General features: G+C 71.2%; 17 protein-coding genes. 8 read left to right on the plus strand and 9 right to left on the minus strand.

What is annotated here, in order from left to right; translation table 11 throughout:
- Positions 1–262 precede the first annotated feature (262 nt).
- Both WDV06_RS01110 and WDV06_RS01115 read right to left on the minus strand, forming a co-directional pair.
- Positions 263–1,579: a PhoH family protein gene (locus WDV06_RS01110; RefSeq protein ID WP_395507658.1), complete on the minus strand. Its 1,317-nt coding sequence runs from the start codon at positions 1,577–1,579 to the stop codon at positions 263–265.
- Between the two features lie 328 nt (positions 1,580–1,907).
- Entirely contained in the window at positions 1,908–2,669 is a 762-nt protein-coding gene (locus tag WDV06_RS01115; RefSeq protein ID WP_395507775.1) for an isoprenyl transferase, read from the minus strand.
- Between the two features lie 129 nt (positions 2,670–2,798).
- Here WDV06_RS01115 and mgrA point away from each other — a divergent pair, with 129 nt between their 5' ends.
- A complete protein-coding gene (gene mgrA, locus WDV06_RS01120; RefSeq protein ID WP_395507659.1) occupies positions 2,799–3,836 on the plus strand; it encodes an L-glyceraldehyde 3-phosphate reductase in 1,038 nt (345 codons plus the stop codon).
- 131 nt (positions 3,837–3,967) lie between these two features.
- Here the strand turns inward: mgrA and WDV06_RS01125 are convergent, their stop codons facing one another.
- The gene (locus tag WDV06_RS01125) at positions 3,968–4,675 is read right to left on the minus strand and encodes a prepilin peptidase (protein WP_395507660.1); all 708 of its coding nucleotides are present in this window, start codon (positions 4,673–4,675) and stop codon (positions 3,968–3,970) included.
- A gap of 78 nt (positions 4,676–4,753) precedes the next feature.
- On the opposite strand from WDV06_RS01125, the gene WDV06_RS01130 reads away from it, so the two are divergent.
- From WDV06_RS01130 to WDV06_RS01140, 3 genes are all read left to right on the plus strand, one after another.
- On the plus strand, positions 4,754–5,110 hold the full coding sequence (locus WDV06_RS01130) for a DUF192 domain-containing protein (RefSeq protein ID WP_395507661.1): 357 nt from the start codon (positions 4,754–4,756) through the stop codon (positions 5,108–5,110).
- 67 nt (positions 5,111–5,177) lie between these two features.
- Complete coding sequence (locus tag WDV06_RS01135; protein ID WP_395507662.1) at positions 5,178–5,795, plus strand: SMI1/KNR4 family protein; 618 nt, start codon at positions 5,178–5,180, stop codon at positions 5,793–5,795.
- Between the two features lie 273 nt (positions 5,796–6,068).
- Complete coding sequence (locus WDV06_RS01140) at positions 6,069–7,358, plus strand: extracellular solute-binding protein (protein ID WP_463668203.1); 1,290 nt, start codon at positions 6,069–6,071, stop codon at positions 7,356–7,358.
- A 200-nt stretch (positions 7,359–7,558) separates the two neighbouring features.
- Here the strand turns inward: WDV06_RS01140 and WDV06_RS01145 are convergent, their stop codons facing one another.
- On the minus strand, positions 7,559–8,173 hold the full coding sequence (locus WDV06_RS01145; RefSeq protein ID WP_395507663.1) for a hypothetical protein: 615 nt from the start codon (positions 8,171–8,173) through the stop codon (positions 7,559–7,561).
- A 162-nt stretch (positions 8,174–8,335) separates the two neighbouring features.
- On the opposite strand from WDV06_RS01145, the gene WDV06_RS01150 reads away from it, so the two are divergent.
- Positions 8,336–9,478 (plus strand): serine hydrolase domain-containing protein, encoded by a 1,143-nt coding sequence (locus WDV06_RS01150; RefSeq protein WP_395507664.1) that lies wholly within the window; start codon positions 8,336–8,338, stop codon positions 9,476–9,478.
- Positions 9,479–9,491: 13 nt separating this feature from the next.
- On the opposite strand, the gene WDV06_RS01155 is transcribed toward WDV06_RS01150, so the two are convergent.
- From WDV06_RS01155 to WDV06_RS01165, 3 genes are all read right to left on the minus strand, one after another.
- A complete protein-coding gene (locus tag WDV06_RS01155; RefSeq protein WP_395507665.1) occupies positions 9,492–9,812 on the minus strand; it encodes a nuclear transport factor 2 family protein in 321 nt (106 codons plus the stop codon).
- Between the two features lie 140 nt (positions 9,813–9,952).
- Positions 9,953–10,780: a polysaccharide deacetylase family protein gene (locus WDV06_RS01160; RefSeq protein WP_395507666.1), complete on the minus strand. Its 828-nt coding sequence runs from the start codon at positions 10,778–10,780 to the stop codon at positions 9,953–9,955.
- 186 nt (positions 10,781–10,966) lie between these two features.
- Complete coding sequence (locus WDV06_RS01165) at positions 10,967–12,547, minus strand: MDR family MFS transporter (RefSeq protein ID WP_395507667.1); 1,581 nt, start codon at positions 12,545–12,547, stop codon at positions 10,967–10,969.
- Positions 12,548–12,675: 128 nt separating this feature from the next.
- Here WDV06_RS01165 and WDV06_RS01170 point away from each other — a divergent pair, with 128 nt between their 5' ends.
- The 3 genes from WDV06_RS01170 (at position 12,676) to ctaF (ending at position 15,499) form a co-directional block, all read left to right on the plus strand.
- Positions 12,676–13,269, plus strand: coding sequence for a TetR/AcrR family transcriptional regulator (locus WDV06_RS01170; RefSeq protein ID WP_395507668.1), 594 nt, complete (start codon positions 12,676–12,678; stop codon positions 13,267–13,269).
- 186 nt (positions 13,270–13,455) lie between these two features.
- Complete coding sequence (gene ctaD / locus WDV06_RS01175) at positions 13,456–15,120, plus strand: aa3-type cytochrome oxidase subunit I (RefSeq protein WP_395507777.1); 1,665 nt, start codon at positions 13,456–13,458, stop codon at positions 15,118–15,120.
- Positions 15,110–15,499 (plus strand): aa3-type cytochrome oxidase subunit IV, encoded by a 390-nt coding sequence (ctaF, locus tag WDV06_RS01180; RefSeq protein ID WP_395507669.1) that lies wholly within the window; start codon positions 15,110–15,112, stop codon positions 15,497–15,499. Before ctaD ends, ctaF begins: the two co-directional genes overlap by 11 nt.
- A 12-nt stretch (positions 15,500–15,511) precedes the next feature.
- Here ctaF and qcrB read toward each other — a convergent pair whose 3' ends face one another.
- Complete coding sequence (qcrB, locus tag WDV06_RS01185) at positions 15,512–17,137, minus strand: cytochrome bc1 complex cytochrome b subunit (RefSeq protein WP_395507670.1); 1,626 nt, start codon at positions 17,135–17,137, stop codon at positions 15,512–15,514.
- A gap of 103 nt (positions 17,138–17,240) precedes the next feature.
- Positions 17,241–17,645, minus strand: coding sequence for a nuclear transport factor 2 family protein (locus WDV06_RS01190; protein ID WP_395507671.1), 405 nt, complete (start codon positions 17,643–17,645; stop codon positions 17,241–17,243).
- Positions 17,646–17,679: the final 34 nt, after the last annotated feature.

The raw sequence follows: 17,679 nt of genomic DNA on the forward strand, positions 1-17,679 counted from the left end.
GCGCGTATCCCCAACCGGAGATACAGATGTGCCGTATGCGGGGCCTGACGGAAAACAGACTCTGCCGGACCTCGACGCCGCAAGGCAATTCTGCGTTGCGTGTTAAAGGTCACATCAGGCAAGGGGCCGCTGTTTTCGGCAAAGAGCTGTGCGGAAGGACGCCGTCCGGCTAGGCTCCTGGGCCTTTGCCGGACGGCGCCAACTCACCGTCCCACTATGGGTGATTTGACCCGTGCGGTCCTTCCTCGCACCCCGTGGGCGATCAGAGCGATTCGAGCATCTCCGTGACGAGCGCGGCGATCGGAGAGCGCTCGGAGCGGGTCAGCGTGACGTGGGCGAAGAGCGGATGCCCCTTCAGCTTCTCAACGACGGCGACCACCCCGTCGTACCGGCCGACGCGGAGATTGTCCCGCTGGGCCACGTCATGGGTCAGAACAACCCGCGAATTGGCCCCGATACGGGACAGAACGGTCAGCAGGACGTTGCGCTCCAGGGACTGCGCCTCGTCCACGATGACGAACGCGTCGTGGAGGGAACGGCCGCGGATGTGCGTGAGCGGCAGGACCTCCAGCATCCCGCGGTTCAGCACCTCCTCGATGACCTCGCGGCCGGCGACCGCCGAGAGGGTGTCGAAGACCGCCTGCGCCCAGGGGCTCATCTTCTCGTTGGCGTCGCCGGGCAGGTAGCCGAGGTCCTGCCCGCCCACCGCGTACAGCGGCCGGAAGACCATCACCTTCTGGTGCTGCCGGCGCTCCAGGACCGCCTCCAGACCCGCGCACAGCGCCAGCGCCGACTTTCCGGTGCCGGCCCGGCCGCCCATCGAGATGATCCCGACCTCCGGGTCGAGCAGCAGGTCCAGGGCGATGCGCTGTTCGGCGCTGCGGCCGTGCAGCCCGAAGGCGTCGCGGTCGCCCCGTACGAGCCTGACGTTGCCGTCGGCGGTGACCCGGCCCAGGGCCTTGCCGCGCTCCGACTGGAGGATCAGGCCCGTGTGCACGGGCAGTTCGGCCGCCTCCGGCACGTAGAGCCGCTCCTCGGAGTAGAGGAGGTCCACCTGCTCGCCGGAGAGGGCGAGCTCGCTCATGCCGGTCCAGCCGGCGTCGGTGATGGCGAGTTCCGCCCGGTACTCCTCGGCCAGCAGGCCCACGGACGAGGCCTTGATGCGCAGCGGCAGGTCCTTGGAGACCACCGTGACGTCGTAGCCCTCGGCCTGGAGGTTGCGGGCGACCGCCAGGATGCGCGAGTCGTTGTCCCCCTGCCGGAATCCCGCCGGCAGGACACCGGGGTCGGAGTGGTTGAGCTCGACGCGCAGGGTCCCGCCCAGATCGCCCAGGGGGATGGGGGCGTCGAGGCGGCCGTGGCGGACCCGGAAGTCGTCGAGCAGGCGCAGGGCCTGACGGGCGAAGTAGCCGAGCTCGGGATGGTGCCTCTTCGCCTCCAGCTCGGTGATCACCACGATCGGGAGCACGACCTCGTGCTCGTCGAAGCGGGTGATCGCGTTGGGGTCTGCCAGCAGGACGCTGGTGTCGAGGACGTAGGTCCGCCTGTCGGACAGGCGGCGCTTTGTGCTGGTCACCACGGAAGGACGTACCCCCTCGGAAGAGGTCGGGCCATGAAGACCGGACCGGTCAACGGCACCTGTGCCAGGGCCGCTTTCCGGCCCTCCAATCCGTCCGTGCGAACCGCACGCTCGTCCTGGTGCAAAGGGCCTCCCGGGCGGACGGCCCTGTGCCGTCCGCTGAGACTCGACACCCGTGGATCGGGCATCGACCTGCAAGGCTTATGCCCTTGAACGAGGGCGCCCATGCCATGGCATATGACGGACGCTCGGTGAAGCCCGGGTGAAGGCTCGACGAAGGGGACGGGCGGGACCGGAGGGGTGCCCAGGGGGTTTCGGCCGCCGGGCCTCAGGTCCCGTAGCGGCGGTGCCGGGCCGCGTAGTCCCGCAGCGCGCGCAGGAAGTCGACCTTGCGGAAGGCCGGCCAGAACACCTCGCAGAAGTAGTACTCGGAGTGCGCGCTCTGCCACAGCATGAAACCGGACAGCCGCTGCTCGCCGCTGGTGCGGATCACCAGGTCGGGGTCGGGCTGGCCGCGCGTGTAGAGGTGCTCCGCGATGTGGTCGATGTCCAGGACCTCGGCGAGCTCCTCGAAGGAGGTGCCCTTCTCGGCGTGCTCCAGGAGCAGCGAGCGGACCGCGTCCGCGATCTCCTGGCGGCCGCCGTAGCCCACGGCGACGTTGACCGTTATCCCGGCGATGTCGTGCGTGGCCTCCTCGGCCTCCTTCAGCACGGTCTGCGTGCGGGACGGCAGGATGTCCAGGTTGCCGACGTGGTGGACGCGCCAGCGGCCGTCCTCGGCCAGGCCCCTGACGGTGTTCTCGATGATGTTGAGCAGCGGGCGGAGCTCGGACTCGGGCCGGTCCAGGTTGTCGGTGGAGAGCATCCACAGCGTGACGACCTCGACGTCCGTCTCGGTGCACCAGCCCAGCAGCTCGGAGATCTTGTCGGCGCCGGCCTGGTGGCCCTGCTCCGTGGTCCCTCCGGACGCCTTGGCCCAGCGCCTGTTCCCGTCCAGGATGACGCCGATGTGCTTGGGCGACGCGTCATGGTCGAGGCGACCTTCCACCCGGCGCGCATACAGCTTGTACACCAGGTCGCGCAGCTTCACGATCTTCCAGCCCCTCCGTGCCATGCCCCCGTGCGAATTGCGGTCTCCCCCGAGTCCCCGCCACATTACTGCGCGGCGGGATCGGGTACCCAACTCGGTAGGTCACAAGTCCGTGATAGGGAGGACATCGTGACTGATACCAATCCCTATCGGGCGGAGCACTCCCGCTACGAGTCCATGCCCTACCGGCGCACGGGCCACAGCGGCCTCAAGCTCCCCGCCATCTCCCTCGGCCTCTGGCACAACTTCGGTGACGACAAGTCCCTGGAGTCCCAGCGGTCGATCCTGCGCCGCGCGTTCGACCTCGGCGTGACCCACTTCGACCTGGCCAACAACTACGGCCCACCGCCCGGCTCCGCCGAGCTGAACTTCGGCAAGATCTTCGCCCAGGACTTCGCCCGCTACCGCGAGGAGCTGGTCCTCTCCACGAAGGCCGGCTACCTGATGCACCCCGGCCCGTACGGCGAGTGGGGCAGCCGCAAGTACCTGCTCGGGTCGCTGGACGCCTCGCTGAAGCGGATGGGCGTCGACTACGTCGACATCTTCTACTCGCACCGCTTCGACCCGCACACCCCGCTGGAGGAGACCATGGGCGCGCTCGCGTCCGCGGTCCAGCAGGGCAAGGCGCTGTACGTCGGCGTCTCCTCGTACACGGCCGAGCAGACCGCGGAGGCCGTGCGGATCCTGCGGGACATGGGCGTGCGCCCGCTCATCCACCAGCCCTCGTACTCCATGATCAACCGCTGGACGGAGGAGGACGGGCTGCTGGACACCCTGGAGGCGGCCGGCATGGGCTGCATCGCCTTCGCTCCGCTCGCGCAGGGCCTGCTGACCGGCAAGTACCTGCAGGGCATCCCGGAGGACTCCCGGGCCGCCGCGGGCAAGTCGCTGAACCCGGCGCTGCTCTCGCAGGACGTGGTGCGGCGGCTGAGCGGGCTCAACGACATCGCGGCCCGCCGCGGGCAGTCGCTGGCCCAGCTGGCGCTGAACTGGGTGCTGCGGGACGAGCGCATGACGTCGGCCCTGATCGGCGCGTCGAGCGTGAAGCAGCTGGAGGAGAACGTGGCGGCGCTGGCCGGGGCTCCGCTGTCGGAGCAGGAGCTGAAGGAGATCGACTCCTTCGCCGTCTCCACCCCTGGCACCAACATCTGGGCCCAGCGCGACTGACCTGCGCTTTTGCCCGCCGGGCGGTGGAAAAGAAAAACGGGCCGGTCCGTGGGGGGGATACGGACCGGCCCGAGGGGGGGGTTCCACCATAACCCTTCGTAAAGCGTCCTGCGTGCATCGGCGCGAAATGATTACGCTCCGAATCCGCCCAGGAGCACTCCGGTGAGGGCCCCGGCGGCCATGAAGGGCCCCAGGGCGAAGCCCGTCTTCCGCGTAGCGCGGCCGGTCAGGAGCAGTCCGAGGCCGTAGAGGGCCCCGTAGAGCAGCCCGAGGAAGGCCCCGGCCACCCATACCCCCCACCCGTACCACCCAAGAGCGACCCCGAGGGGAAGCGCGAGCTTGACGTCGCCGAGGCCCAGGCCGGCGGGGTTGATCAGGAACAGCAGGAGGTACGCCGCCCCGAGCGCGGCCCCGCCGAGCAGCGCCCCGCGCCAGCTGCCGGCGGCCCGGGGCAGGAGGGCGGCCACGCCGAGCAGGGCGGCGGTGGCCGCCGCCAGGGGCAGGGTCAGGACGTCGGGCAGCCGGTGCACGGCGAGGTCGACGATGCCGAGCAGCACCACCAGGGGCGTCACGGCGACGAACACCGCCGCCTCGGGCCGGGCCCCGGCGGCGCCCGCCAGCGCCCCGCAGACGGCCGCGCAGACCGCCGCGGGCGGCCACCGCCCGCTCCCGCCCCCTTCCCCGGCCGCCCCGAACCACCCGGCGACGGGCCGTCCGTCGGGGTGGTGCGCGCGCCAGGGCTCTCCGGGCTCGACGGAGAGCCGGTAGGCGGCCCGCGGCAACCCGGCCCCGACGGCTGCGCCGTACGCGACGGCGAGAACGATCACGACTGCGCCCATCCGCCGACGGTAGCCCCCGCAGCGGGCCCCGCGCCCGGCCGGCGGAGGATTCCGACGGCACGCCCTAGGGTGGGCCGCATGGCCTATCAGGACGGCACCGCAACCCTCCGTACGCCCCGCACCGCCCTCCCCCTGGAGATCGCCGCCTCCTACCGCGCCCGCACCCGCGGCCTCCTCGGCCGGGACGGGATCGAGGGGGCGATGCTCCTCACCCCCGCCGCCGGCGTGCACACCTTCCGCATGCGGTTCCCCATCGACGTCGCCTACCTCGACCGCCGCCTGCGCGTCATCGCCCTCACCACCATGGCTCCGGGCCGTCTCGGTCTCCCCCGCCCCCGCGCCCGCCACGTCCTGGAGGCGGAGGCGGGGGCCATGGCCGGCTGGGGGCTGCGGGTCGGCGCCACGGTCGCGGTGGAGGGTCTCGACCGCCCCTAGGTCACGGCGCCGCCGGGCGGTAGGTTGGGGCGGTTGACGTGGGGTGCCAGGGGAGCGGCGGGCGGGCATGACGGAGAACGCGCGGGTCAAGGCGCTGGAGCAGATCATGCCGGCGACGCACGGCGCCGACGAGGACATCGACTGGCAGGCGGCCGAGGCCGTCTGGGGCACCCGTTTCCCCTCCGACTTCGTCGCGTTCATGGGCCGCTTCGGCGCCGGGTCCATCAACGGCGAGGCCGAGATCCTGCTGCCCCTGCCGAAGCCCGGACTCCAGTGGGACCCGGCCGGGATGGCGGAGGAGACCGCCAACGCCCGGGCGGTCTGGGAGGCCGGGGGCGGGCGGGCCGCGTTCGACGTGGACCCGGAGTCGATCATCGCCTGGGGGGCCACCGCCGGCGCCGACATCCTGTGCTGGCTGACCTCCGGCCCCGATCCGGACCTGTGGCCCGTGCTCGTCGTCGGCCGGCATACCGCCGACGCCTTCGCCGTGTACCCGTACGGCATGGCCGAGTTCCTGCTGCGGATGTGCTCCGACGAGTTCGACGTGACCCCCGTCAGCATCACCTTCTGGGACGGCGGACACCTCAGCTTCGTGCACTGGCGCAAGGCCCAGCGCCGCTGGCAGGAGGGCCGCAACCCCGAGACGGGCGAGCCCGACCCGTACGCCGGCGAGTTCGCCGACTAGCCCGGCACCCGCCCCGCCCCCCACAGCCCGTTTTCCGGAAGGAAACGGGCTTTTCGGTATGTCTACGCGCGTCCCCTTTCGGCCGGCCATATCCGAAAACACAAACGCGGAAAAGCGGCTTTGGAGCATTGGACACAAAGCCCGCCCCCATGGAAACAACTCCGCCGCCCTCGGGAGAGAATTCCGGCCAGGACGGGCCACGGCGGGACACCCCAGCCCGGAGAAACTCACAAGTAATAACGGGACTCAAAAGAAAATCAGGGGTATCCACCCGTGCAACGAAGAATGTTCGGTTCGGCCGCCGCGGCGACCGTATTCGGCCTGCTCGTACCGCTGTCGGGCTGCGGAGCTTCCGGCAGCGGCGCCGGCGGCGACACCACGCTGCGCCTGGTGGCCGCCGAATACGGCGACTCTGCGGCCACCAGCTCGAAGGCTTTCTGGGACAAGGTGACGAAGGATTTCACCGCCGCCAATCCCGGCATCAAGGTGCAGGTGCAACTGCTCCCCTGGGCCGACATCGACCGCGAGGTCTCCCGTATGGTCAAGGCCGGCAATGCGCCGGACATGGCCCTCATGGGGTCCTACTCGGACTTCGCGGCGCAGGGAAAGCTGTATTCCGCGGAAGAGCTCCTCTCGATCAGCGCCGAGGCGAACTTCCTCCAGCCGCTCGCCGAGGCCGGCTCGGTCGGCAACACCCTCTACGGCCTCCCCTTCGTGGCGTCGAGCCGTCTGCTCTTCTACAACGACACCCTGTTCCGGCAGGCGGGGATCTCCTCCGCGCCGAAGACCTGGTCCGACCTCACGGCCGACGCCAAGGCGCTCAAGGACAAGGGGGTGAAGTACCCGATCGCCCTGCCGCTGGGTCCCGAGGAGGCGCACGCCGAGGCGATGATCTGGGAGCTGAGCAACGGCGGCGGGTACGCCGACAGCAGCGGCAACTACAGCCTGGCCTCCGACCAGAACATCGCGACCTTCCGCTGGCTCAAGGAGAAGCTGGTCGCGCCCGGCCTCACCGGCCCGACCCCGCCCTCCCAGCTCAACCGCGCCGACGCCTTCGCGGCGTTCCTGCGCGGCGAGGTCGGCATGGTCAACGGCTACCCCTCGCTGCTGCACGAGGCCCGGGCCAAGGGGATGACCGTCAACGCCGTCCCCATGCCGATCTCGGACACCCTCGGCTCGGGCGAGTCCCCGCCGACGGTGGGCGTGGCCGACTGGATGATGGCGTTCAAGCAGAACGGGAAGGGCGAGGAGATCGGCAAGTTCCTGGACTACGTCTACCAGGACAAGAACCTGTCGGACTTCGCCGGCCGCTACCACCTGCTGCCCTCGACGGTCTCGGCCTCCCGCACCCCCTCGGGCGGCGGCCTTGAGCGCAACGACGAGCAGTTCCTGACCGCCCTGCGCGGGGCTCAGCTCTACCCCGTCAACGACCCGTCCTGGGTGACCGTCAGCGACACCATCAAGCGCGGCATCGGTCACGCCGTCGACGCCAACGGTGACGCCAAGACGGTGCTGGAGGGCATCGCCGCGAAGGCGGCCGAGGCGGGCAGGAAGAAGGACTGAACGACGAACGGCTGAAAGACGGCTGAGACGGGACCTTCGCCTCCCGTCGCACCCCTTCCCCTACGGCAGAATGGCCGTCGGCACTTGATCCAAGAGCCGTGGCCCCGTCGCCCGACGAGCGCCCACAAGGTGCGCAGGGCGGCAGGCCTTCCTCCGTTCCCCCCGCCCCCTCCCGCCCCTCCCGCGCCTCCAGCCCGCGGCTAGTTCCCGGTGTGTTCCGCCGCGAAGGCCGTCCGGTACTGCTCGCAGCCGGAGTTCCAGCGCAGGGTGCCGCCGACGGTGGCGTAGCCGGGGCGTTCCAGCGTCCACTCCACCGTGTAGTCCCCGGTGTCGCACGCGATCCGCTTGTTCCCCGCGACCTTCTGGCTCCCCGTCGCCGCCTGTCCGGTCAGCTCCTTGTGCACCTCCCCGACCGCGGTGTTCCGCGCGTCGCGCAGCACGGCGTGCAGCGTGAGGGCGTGCTTGCCGTTCTTCGTGGTCAGGCCCTTGTTCACCAGGACGTCGGAGACCGTCCAGGAGAACTCGTACGAGGGCATCCAGGCCAGCGTGTTCGGGTCCCCGGTCTTGCGCTCCCACTCGGGGGCGGCGGCCGAGCCGGGCCGGGTGACGGTCTTGTACTGCACGCCGGGGTGGAAGCGGACCTGCCCCTCCACCTTGTGCTTCTGGTCCTTGCTCCACGCCTTCCCGCTCCCGACCGGGTCCTGGGGCAGGTTCCCCTTGCCGTCGGCGGCGGTGGCGGCCGCCTGGCCGAGGGCCGGGGTGAGGGCCGCGACGGCGGCGGCGACGGTGACGGCGGCGGTGCGGGTGCGCTTCATGCCCGGTCCAACGGCACCCGCGGCGGGGCCGGAACGTGGACGCAAGCGCGTTCACCCGTACGGGAGCGGCGCGCGGGCACAGGTGACAGATTCCGGCCACGGCGGGCATATGAGCCGACCGGGTCTGGTTGTCTGTGCGCGAACGACGGAAATGATCTACGGATGGTTACGGGGGATGTCATGGGCGTGACGGTGAACGGTGCGGTGGAGGCGGGCTGGGAGCCGGTCCGGGAGGCGTTCGAGGCCTTCGTGGCGGCGGAGCCGCACTCCCCGGAGGCCCAGCTGGCGGTACGTCACCACGGCCGGACCGTGGTCGACCTGTGGGGCGGCGAGGAGACCGACGGGGACACCCTGAGCGGGGTCTTCTCGATCACCAAGGGCGCCGCCCACCTGGTGGTCGCGCTGCTGGCGCAGGAGGGCGTTCTGGACCTGGACGCCCCGGTGGTGGAGTACTGGCCCGAGTTCTCGGGTGACGGCAAGGAGCGGCTGACGCTGCGCCAGCTGGTCGCGCACGGCTCCGGCCTGATCGCGGTGGACGAGTTCTCGTACGAGCTGATGGCGGACGACGCCCGCGTGGCGGCCGCGCTGGCCCGGCAGAAGCCGCACTGGGAGCCGGGGACGGCGTACGGCTACCACGCCTTCGTGATCGGCGCGCTGACCGGTGAGGTGGTGCGCCGGGTGACGGGGCGTTCGATCCAGGAGGTCTACGAGGAGCGGGTGCGGGCGCCGTACGGGCTGGACCTGTACATGGGGCTGCCGGCCGCGCTGGAGGACCGCTGGAAGCCGGTGCTGGAGATGCTGCCGACGCCCGCGCAGCTGGAACTGCTGGCCTCGGGCGGGCCGATGCCCGAGCTGATGCGGGTGGCCTTCAACATGCACCACGGGATGGACCCGGTCACGTACGCCAACCACCCCGAGGTGAAGGCCCTCGGCCCGGCCTCGGCGGGCGGCGTCGGCACGGCGCGCGGTGTCGCGGCCCTGTACGCGGCCGCGATCAGCGGGCTGGAGGGGCTGCCGGCGCTGCTGACCCCGGAGACCGCGGCCGAGGTCGCACGGCTGCACACGCCGGGCCGGGACGCGGTCGTGCCGGAGGCGGACCACTTCGGTCTGGGCTTCGAGAAGCAGCACGCGGTGGGCCCGGAGGCCTTCGGGCACTGCGGCGCGGCGGGGGCCAACGGCTTCGCCGACCCGGTGACGGGGATCGCGTACGGGTACACGCGCCGCCGGTTCGGCTTCCCGGGCGGGCTGGCGCCGGAGAACGGACCGCTGACGGCGGCGGTGCTCCGGGTGGCGCGGGGGCTGTAGGGGCCGGGGGCGGTCAGGCCTGGCCGGTCTCGAAGCGGCTGACGCGTCCGTCGTCGACGGTGAACCGCCAGGCGGTGCGCATCGCGCCCCAGGTGTCGTTGCGGTAGTCGGCGACCAGGGAGCGGCCCCCGTCGGACTCGGCCTCGACGTCCATGTGGCCGTGGGAGGAGAAGATCTCCCGCTCGGCCCAGTCGTCCACGTCGCGGTCGGTGCCGTCGTCGGACATGGTCGCGCCGGGCGTCAGCGCCGCGCCGAAGGCCTCCCGGTCGCCCGCGTTGACGGCGGTGACGAAGGCGCGGACGGCGGGGTCGCCGAGCTGGTTCACGGGGATCACGGTGGCCTCCTGACGGATGCGTGCGTACGCGGCTGCCCGCGGGGGGGGGCTGTGTGCGTACGGGGCTGCGTGCGCGACCAGGGAACACCGTGGGCCGGGCCTGGCGGCAGACCGTCACCCGTTCGGCGCGCGGCGGCGTGTCAGGGGGCGGTGCGGACCGGGAAGCCGGTCGGCCGCCCCTGCTGCGCGAGCCAGGCCAGCACCTGGTCGAGGGCGGCGACGGTCTGGCCGCGGTCGCCGCCCCCGTCGTGGAAGAGGATCGTGGGGCCGTTGCCGATCTCGCGCTTGACGGCGGCGACGATGGCGGCGGTGCCGGGCCGGCCGAAGTCCTTCGTGTCGACGTTCCAGCCGAGCGGGCGCATCCCGGCGGCCGCGGCGACGCGGCGACTGTCGGGGGTGAAGGCCCCGCCCGGGGCGCGGTAGTACGCGACCTCCGCGCTGCCGCCGGCGGCCTCCTCGATCAGCTTCTTCGCGTCGAGGATCTGCGCCCGCTGGTAGTCGAGGGGCTTGGCGGCCATGGTCGTGTCGTGGTCCATGGTGTGGTCGCAGAGGCGGTGTCCGGCCGCGACGACCGCCTTGACCAGGTCGGGGTGGGCCTTGGCCTGCGGGCCGATCATGCAGAAGACGGCCTTGGCGTCGTACTTGGCCAGGACGTCGAGCACCTGGGGGGTCCAGCGGGGGTCGGGGCCGTCGTCGATGGTGATGTTGACGGCGTTCCCGCCGGCCTCCGAGGCGTGGGCGATGGTGTCGGGCACACCCGAGGAGGGGGAGGGCGTCGGGCCCGGCCCGCCCCGCTTGCCGTCCGCCGGCGCGTCGCCCCGAGGTGACGCGTTCTCATGGCGGGGGGTGCGGTGGTCTTCCCCGGCGGGGAGCAGGGCGGTGGCCCCCCACACGGTGGCGGCGACGGCGACGGCCGAGGCCGCGACGGCTGTCCGGGCGCGGAGGCTGTGCTTCTGCGTGCGCGTCATGTGGATCAGGACGCCTTCGAACCTGAGAAGGTTCCCCGCAATTGCCCCATAAATTCCAGGTAATGAGGACTTTAGTCCTTTATGGCCACGGTGGGCACGGGGGTCCCCCACGCCGCAGGAGGAACACGAAGAAGCGGGCGGGGCCCGGGAAGTCCCGGACCCCGCCCGCCTCCTGGGCCGTGCGCGTCAGTGGGCGAACGAGTCCGCCGGGGAGGACGCGGCAGGGGCGCCCGCGCCGCCGGCCTGGGCCGGGCCCGCGCCCCGCAGCGGGACCTCCTTGACGAACCAGGCGAGCGCGAAGCCGAGGACGGCGATGGCCGCGCCGAGCAGGAACGCCGAGTGCGTACCGGCGGAGACCGCGTGCTGGTAGGCGTCGCGGACGGCCTCGGGCAGCTTGGCCAGGCTGGCCGCGTCGAGCTGCGCGGAACCGGCGGCCCGGGCGGCCTGCGGCCCGAGCCGCTCCGACATGGTGTCCGTGACGCGGGAGGTGAACAGCGAACCCATCAGGGCCACACCGAAGGAGCCGCCGAGGGTGCGGAAGAGGGTGGCGGAGGAGGAGGCGACGCCCATGTCCCTCATCTCCACGCTGTTCTGGGCGACCAGCATGGTGATCTGCATCAGGAAGCCGAGGCCGGCGCCGAGGACGGCCATGTAGACACCGGAGACCAGACGCGTGGTGCCGGTGTCCATGGTCGCCAGCAGGAACAGTCCGACGACCATGAGCGCGCCGCCGACGATCGGGAAGACCTTGTACTTGCCGGTGCTGGTGGTGATGCGGCCCGCGATGAGCGAGACGACCATCATCGAGAGCAGCATCGGCAGGAGCAGCAGCCCGGAGTTGGTGGCGGAGGCGCCCTGCACCGCCTGCTGGAAGAGCGGGAGGTAGAGCACGCCGCCGAACATGGCGAAGCCGACGAGGAAGCCGATGACCGACATCAGGGTGAAGTTGCGGCTGCGGAAGATGTGCAGCGGCATGACCGGCTCGGCGGCCTTGGTCTCGACGTAGAGGAAGGCGGCGACGGCGAGCACACCCGCCACGATCAGGCCGATGATCTGGCCGGAGCCCCAGGCGTACTCGGTCCCGCCCCAGGTCGTCACGAGGACGGTCGAGGTGATGGCCACGGTCAGCAGGGCGGCACCCAGGTAGTCGATCTTGCCCTGCGCCTTCTTCTTGGGCAGGTGCAGCACGGCGCTGACCATCGCGAGGGCGACGGCGCCGAGCGGGAGGTTGATGTAGAAGGACCAGCGCCAGCCCATGTGGTCGGTGATGGTGCCGCCGACGAGCGGGCCGCCGATCATGGCGAGGGCCATCACACCGGCCATCATGCCCTGGTACTTGCCGCGCTCGCGGGGCGGGATGAGGTCGCCGATGATCGCCATGACGCCGACCATCAGACCGCCGGCGCCCAGGCCCTGGATGGCGCGGAAGCCGATGAGCTGACCCATGTCCTGGGCCATGCCGCTGAGCGCGGAGCCGATGAGGAAGATGACGATGGAGGTGAGGAAGGACCCCTTGCGCCCGTACATGTCGCCGACCTTGCCCCAGATGGGGGTGGAGGCGGCGGTGGCCAGGGTGTAGGCGGTGACCACCCAGGAGAGGTGTTCGAGGCCGCCGAGCTCGCCGACGATGGTCGGCATCGCGGTCCCGATGATCATGTTGTCGAGCATGGCGAGCAACATGGCGATCATCAACGCCATCAGGACGACGCGGACGCTGCGCGGCTTCACCTCCTCCGCGCTCCCGGCCTGCTGCACTGCGTCGCTCATGTCCACTCCCCGTGACACCGGTCTCTTCCATCCCGCGCGGGCACTTACTTGCCGCCCGGCTAGTTCACTACACTGGGGAAGGTAGACCCGTAACTAGCCGGGCGTCAAGTAAGTTCGTGGGGAGACACATGTCCAGCAGCTCCAGCGGCACCGGACCGCAGGTCAAGCGCGGGAACACGCGCCAGCGCATCCAGGACGTCGCGCTGGAGCTCTTCGCCGAGCAGGGGTACGAGAAGACCTCGCTGCGCGAGATCGCGGAGCGGCTCGACGTCACGAAGGCGGCGCTCTACTACCACTTCAAGACCAAGGAAGACATCATCATCAGCGTCTTCGAGGACCGCACCCGGCCCATCGACGAGCTGATCGAGTGGGCGAAGGAACAGCCCCGGACGCTGGAGACCAAGCGCGAGGTGCTGCGCCGCTACAGCGAGGCCATGATCTCGGGCAGACAGCTGTACCGCTTCATGCACGAGAACCAGGCGACGATGCGGGAGCTGAGCATCGGGGAGATCGTCAAGCGGCGGATCTTCACCCTGATCGAACTGCTGCGCACGGAGGACGCCCCCCTGGCCGACCAGGTGCGCTGCGCGAGCGCCCTGTTCACGCTGCACGCCGGGATGATGTTCCTCCAGCACGTGGACGAGCAGGACCCGGAGGCCACCCGGCTGGCCGCGCTGGAGGTCGCGACGGACCTCATCACCCGCGCCCACGGCGGCACGTAGCCGCCCCCGCCCACCGGGCGGACCACGGCTCCCCCGGGTGGGGGATCCCGGCGCCGGGGCCGGGCGGGCACCGGCGCGTCGGGCGGACGGCGGGGCGGGGGGCCGGTAGTCGAAGGGAGTGCACGGTCGGCGGCGGGGCTCCGAGGCCGCGGCGCCGTGAAGCTGCGAGGCTCCCTGGAGGACCCGATGACGGCGTTGGACCCCTCACCCCCGCCCGGGGCGCGGGCGGAGGCGCGGACCGTGCGGCGGGTCCGGCAGGGCTCGGCGGTACTGCGCTGGCTGTCGACCACCGACCACAAGGTGATCGGCAACCTCTACCTGGTGACGGCCTTCTGCTTCTTCCTCTTCGCCGGGGTACTGGCGCTGGTGATGCGGGCGGAGCTGGCCCGGCCGGGGCTCCAGATCGTCTCGAACCAGCAGTACAACGAGCTGTTCACCGTCCACGCCACGATCATGATGCTGCTGTTCGCGACGCCGACCTTCACCGGCTTCGCCAACGCCGTGATGCCGCTCCAGATCGGGGCGCCGGACGTCGCCTTCCCCCGGATGAACGCCTTCACCTACTGGGTCTACCTCTTCGGCGGCCTGATGGTGGTCTCCGGGTTCCTCACCTCCGACGGGGCGGCGGCCTTCGGCTGGTTCGCGTACGCCCCGCTCAACGGGGCCGTCTACTCCCCCGGTACCGGACCCGACCTGTGGGCGATGGGGCTGGCCGTGGCGGGCCTGAGCACCATCCTCGGCGCGGTCAACTTCATCACCACGATCATCTGCCTGCGCGCCCCGGGCATGACCCTGTTCCGGATGCCGATCTTCACCTGGAACGTGCTGTTCACGTCCCTCCTGGCGCTGCTGGCGTTCCCCGTGTTCACGGCCGCGCTGCTGGCCCTGGAGGCGGACCGCAAGTTCGGCGCGCACGTCTTCGACGCGGCGAACGGGGGCGCGCTGCTGTGGCAGCACCTGTTCTGGTTCTTCGGGCATCCGGAGGTCTACATCGTGGCCCTGCCGTTCTTCGGCGTGGTCAGCGAGATCGTGCCCGTCTTCAGCCGCAAGCCCATGTTCGGCTACGTGTCCCTGGTGGGGGCGACCATCGCCATCACCGGCCTGTCCGCCACCGTCTGGGCGCACCACATGTTCGCGACCGGCGCGGTCCTGCTGCCGTTCTTCTCCCTGCTGTCGTTCCTGATCGCCGTGCCGACGGGGGTGAAGTTCTTCAACTGGATCGGCACGATGTGGCACGGCTCGCTCTCCTTCGAGACGCCGATGCTGTGGTCGATCGGCTTCCTCGTCACCTTCCTGCTGGGCGGCCTGACCGGGGTGCTGATCGCCTCGCCGCCGCTGGACTTCCACCTGACCGACAGCTACTTCGTCGTCGCCCACCTCCACTACGTCCTCTTCGGCACGATCGTCTTCGCCACCTTCGGCGGGCTCTACTTCTGGTGGCCCAAGCTGACCGGCCGGATGCTGGACGAGCGGCTGGGCAAGCTGCACTTCTGGACGCTGTTCCCCGGCTTCCAGCTGACCTTCCTGGTCCAGCACTGGCTGGGCGAGCAGGGCATGCCGCGCCGGTACGCCGACTACCTGGCGTCCGACGGGTTCACCCTCCTCAACACCCTCTCCTCGGTCGGCGCCTTCCTGCTGGGCGCCTCCACGCTGCCGTTCCTCTACAACGTGTGGAAGACGCAGCGCGGGGGGCGGCGGGTGGCGGTCGACGACCCCTGGGGCTGGGGCCGCTCCCTGGAGTGGGCGACGAGCTGCCCGCCGCCGCGCCACAACTTCCACGCCGTGCCGCGGATCCGCTCGGAGTCCCCGGCCTTCGACCTGCACCACCCGGAGGTGCCCCGTGAAGGCTGAGGCCTGGCTGTTCACCGGAACGGCCCTGTTCTTCGCAGCCACCACCGTCGTCTACCGCTGGTTCTCCGCCGACCCCGCGGGCAGCTCCGCGCTGTGCGTCTCCTTCGTGATGTCCGGGCTGGTCGCCGCCTTCCTGTGGCGCCAGCACCGGCGGGGCGGGGAGCGGCCGGAGGACCGCGGGGACGCCGAGGTGCGGGAGGTCTCCGGCCGCCGGCTCTTCTTCCCCGACCGCAGCTTCCACCCCGTCCTGACCGCCGCGGGCACCGCGCTGATGGGGCTGGGGGTGGTCCAGGGGCTGTGGCTGTTCCTGATCGGCCTCGGGGTGCTGGCCCCGGGGATCCTCGGCTTCGCCTTCCAGAACCTCGACCACGCGGAGTAGGGCGCCCTGTCCTCAGGGCGCCGGGGGGCGGTCGGGGCCGGTCGTCACCTCGGCGATCTCCCGGCGCTGCTCGGGGGTCGCCGGGTAGCGGACGCGGTCGTGGTAGTACCAGGAGCTGGCGGCCGCCCGCGCCCGCCCCAGCAGTCGGCGCGGCAGGGAACGGGTCGGGTCGCGGTCGTCCTCCAGCGGCCGGGGCCGGTCCCCCACGAGCATCACGTACCGCTCGGCCGACGGCAGCGGCCGGTGCTCGGGGTGGAAGCCGCCCTCGACGCCCTGGCGCACCAGGCCCGTCTCCTCCTCCCCGCCCAGCAGCTCCCGCTCCCGGTCCTGGAGGGCCAGGCACAGCCGCCGGGTGAGCCAGAACACCAGCGCCGGCACCGCGAAGAACGCGGCGCGCAGGGTCCAGGTCAGCTGCGGCAGGGGCACGGCGAAGACGAACGCGAGGACGTCCTGGGCCCCGGCGAGCAGCAGTACGGCGTACCAGGCGAGGGCCGCCGCGCCGAGCCCCGTACGGACGGGCCGGTCACGGGGGCGGTCACACAGGTGCCGTTCACCGTGGTCGCCGGTGATCCAGCGCTCGAAGAAGGGGTAGGCGTACAGCGCCGTGAAGAGCGCACCGGGCAGCAGGACGGCGGCCACGAACGGGTTCCACGCCACCGTGTGCCCCCACAGCCGGGTCTCGACCCCGGGCATCAGCCGCAGGGAGCCCTCCAGGAAGCCGATGTACCAGTCGGGCTGGGAGCCGGTGGAGACCACGTCGGGACGGTAGGGGCCGTACACCCAGATGGGGTTGACCTGCGCGACGGCGGCGAGGGCGGCGAGCAGCCCGAAGACGAGGAGGAACAGCCCGCCCGACTTGGCCAGGTACTGGGGGAAGAACGGCAGGCCGACGACGTTGCGGCCGGTACGGCCCGGGCCCGGCCAGTGGGTGTGCTTGAGGTGCACGACCAGCAGCAGGTGCACGGTGATCAGGCCCAGCAGCAGGCCGGGGACCAGCAGGATGTGCACGGGGTAGAGGCGGGGGACGATGTCGGCGGCGGGGTACTCCCCGCCGAAGGCGAAGAACGCCAGGTACGTGCCGACCACCGGAACCGACGTCATGATGCCCTGCGCGATGCGCAGGCCGGTCCCGGACAGCAGGTCGTCGGGGAGGGAGTAGCCGGCGAACCCCTCCAGCATGGCCAGCGCGAACAGGGTGACGCCGACGGTCCAGTTGAGCTCGCGGGGGCGGCGGAAGGCCCCGGTGAGGAAGACGCGCAGCAGGTGCGCGCCGATGGCGGCGACGAAGACGATCGCCGCCCAGTGGTGGACCTGCCGGATGAGGAGCCCGCCGCGGACGTCGAAGCTGAGGCGGAGGGTGGAGAGGTAGGCCTGCGACATGCGTACGTCGCGCAGGGGCCCGTACGCCCCGTGGTAGGCGCTCTCGCGCATCGAGGGGTCGAAGAAGAAGGACAGGTACACCCCGGTCAGCAGCAGGACGACGAAGCTGTAGAGGGCGAGCTCGCCGAGCAGGAACGACCAGTGGTCGGGGAAGACCTTGCGCACCGCCCCCTTGGCGACCTCCCCCAGCGGCAGCCGCGCGTCCAGCGCCTCGGCGCCGCGCACCGCCGCCCGTGTCCTGCGCGTGGAACCGGGCACCGGCGTACCCCTCCTGATCGTCGGGCGCGTACGCCGTGCCACGCTACCGAACCGGGGCAGGAGGGGGCATTGCAGACACGTGGGCCATCGGGGTGCGGGGCCCTCAGCCGCGCAGCCTCCGCTCGGACTCCTCGATCGGGAGGTCGTTGATGCTGGCCTCGCGGCGCCGCATCAGGCCGTCGTCGTCGAACTCCCACTGCTCGTTGCCGTGGCTGCGCCACCACTGGCCGTCCGCGTCGTGCCACTCGTACGCGAAGCGGACGGAGATGCGGTTGCCGGTGTAGGACCAGAGCTCCTTGCGGAGGCGGTAGTCGAGCTCGCGCCGCCACTTCTCGGCGAGGAAGGCGCGGATCTCGGCGCGGCCGGTGAGGAAGCGGTCGCGGTTGCGCCAGACGGAGTCCTCGCTGTAGGCGAGGGCGACCCGGTCGGGGTCGCGGGTGTTCCACGCGTCCTCGGCGGCCTGCACCTTGGCGCGGGCGGTCTCTTCGGTGAACGGCGGTACGAGCACGGCAGGTCCCTCTCACTTCGACGATGCGGAGAAC

The organism is Streptomyces racemochromogenes (assembly GCF_044129415.1).
GTDB lineage: Bacteria > Actinomycetota > Actinomycetes > Streptomycetales > Streptomycetaceae > Streptomyces > Streptomyces racemochromogenes_A.

Bases quoted from the DNA above. Each gene is read 5' to 3' on its own strand.
- WDV06_RS01125 (WP_395507660.1), bottom strand. From the start codon at position 4,675: ATGGGCGCAGTCGTGATCGTTCTCGCCGTCGCGTACGGCGCAGCCGTC.
- WDV06_RS01130 (WP_395507661.1), top strand. From the start codon at position 4,754: ATGGCCTATCAGGACGGCACCGCAACCCTCCGTACGCCCCGCACCGCC.
- WDV06_RS01135 (WP_395507662.1), top strand. From the start codon at position 5,178: ATGACGGAGAACGCGCGGGTCAAGGCGCTGGAGCAGATCATGCCGGCG.
- WDV06_RS01145 (WP_395507663.1), bottom strand. From the start codon at position 8,173: ATGAAGCGCACCCGCACCGCCGCCGTCACCGTCGCCGCCGCCGTCGCG.
- WDV06_RS01150 (WP_395507664.1), top strand. From the start codon at position 8,336: ATGGTTACGGGGGATGTCATGGGCGTGACGGTGAACGGTGCGGTGGAG.
- WDV06_RS01160 (WP_395507666.1), bottom strand. From the start codon at position 10,780: ATGACGCGCACGCAGAAGCACAGCCTCCGCGCCCGGACAGCCGTCGCG.
- WDV06_RS01165 (WP_395507667.1), bottom strand. From the start codon at position 12,547: ATGAGCGACGCAGTGCAGCAGGCCGGGAGCGCGGAGGAGGTGAAGCCG.
- WDV06_RS01170 (WP_395507668.1), top strand. From the start codon at position 12,676: ATGTCCAGCAGCTCCAGCGGCACCGGACCGCAGGTCAAGCGCGGGAAC.
- ctaD (WP_395507777.1), top strand. From the start codon at position 13,456: ATGACGGCGTTGGACCCCTCACCCCCGCCCGGGGCGCGGGCGGAGGCG.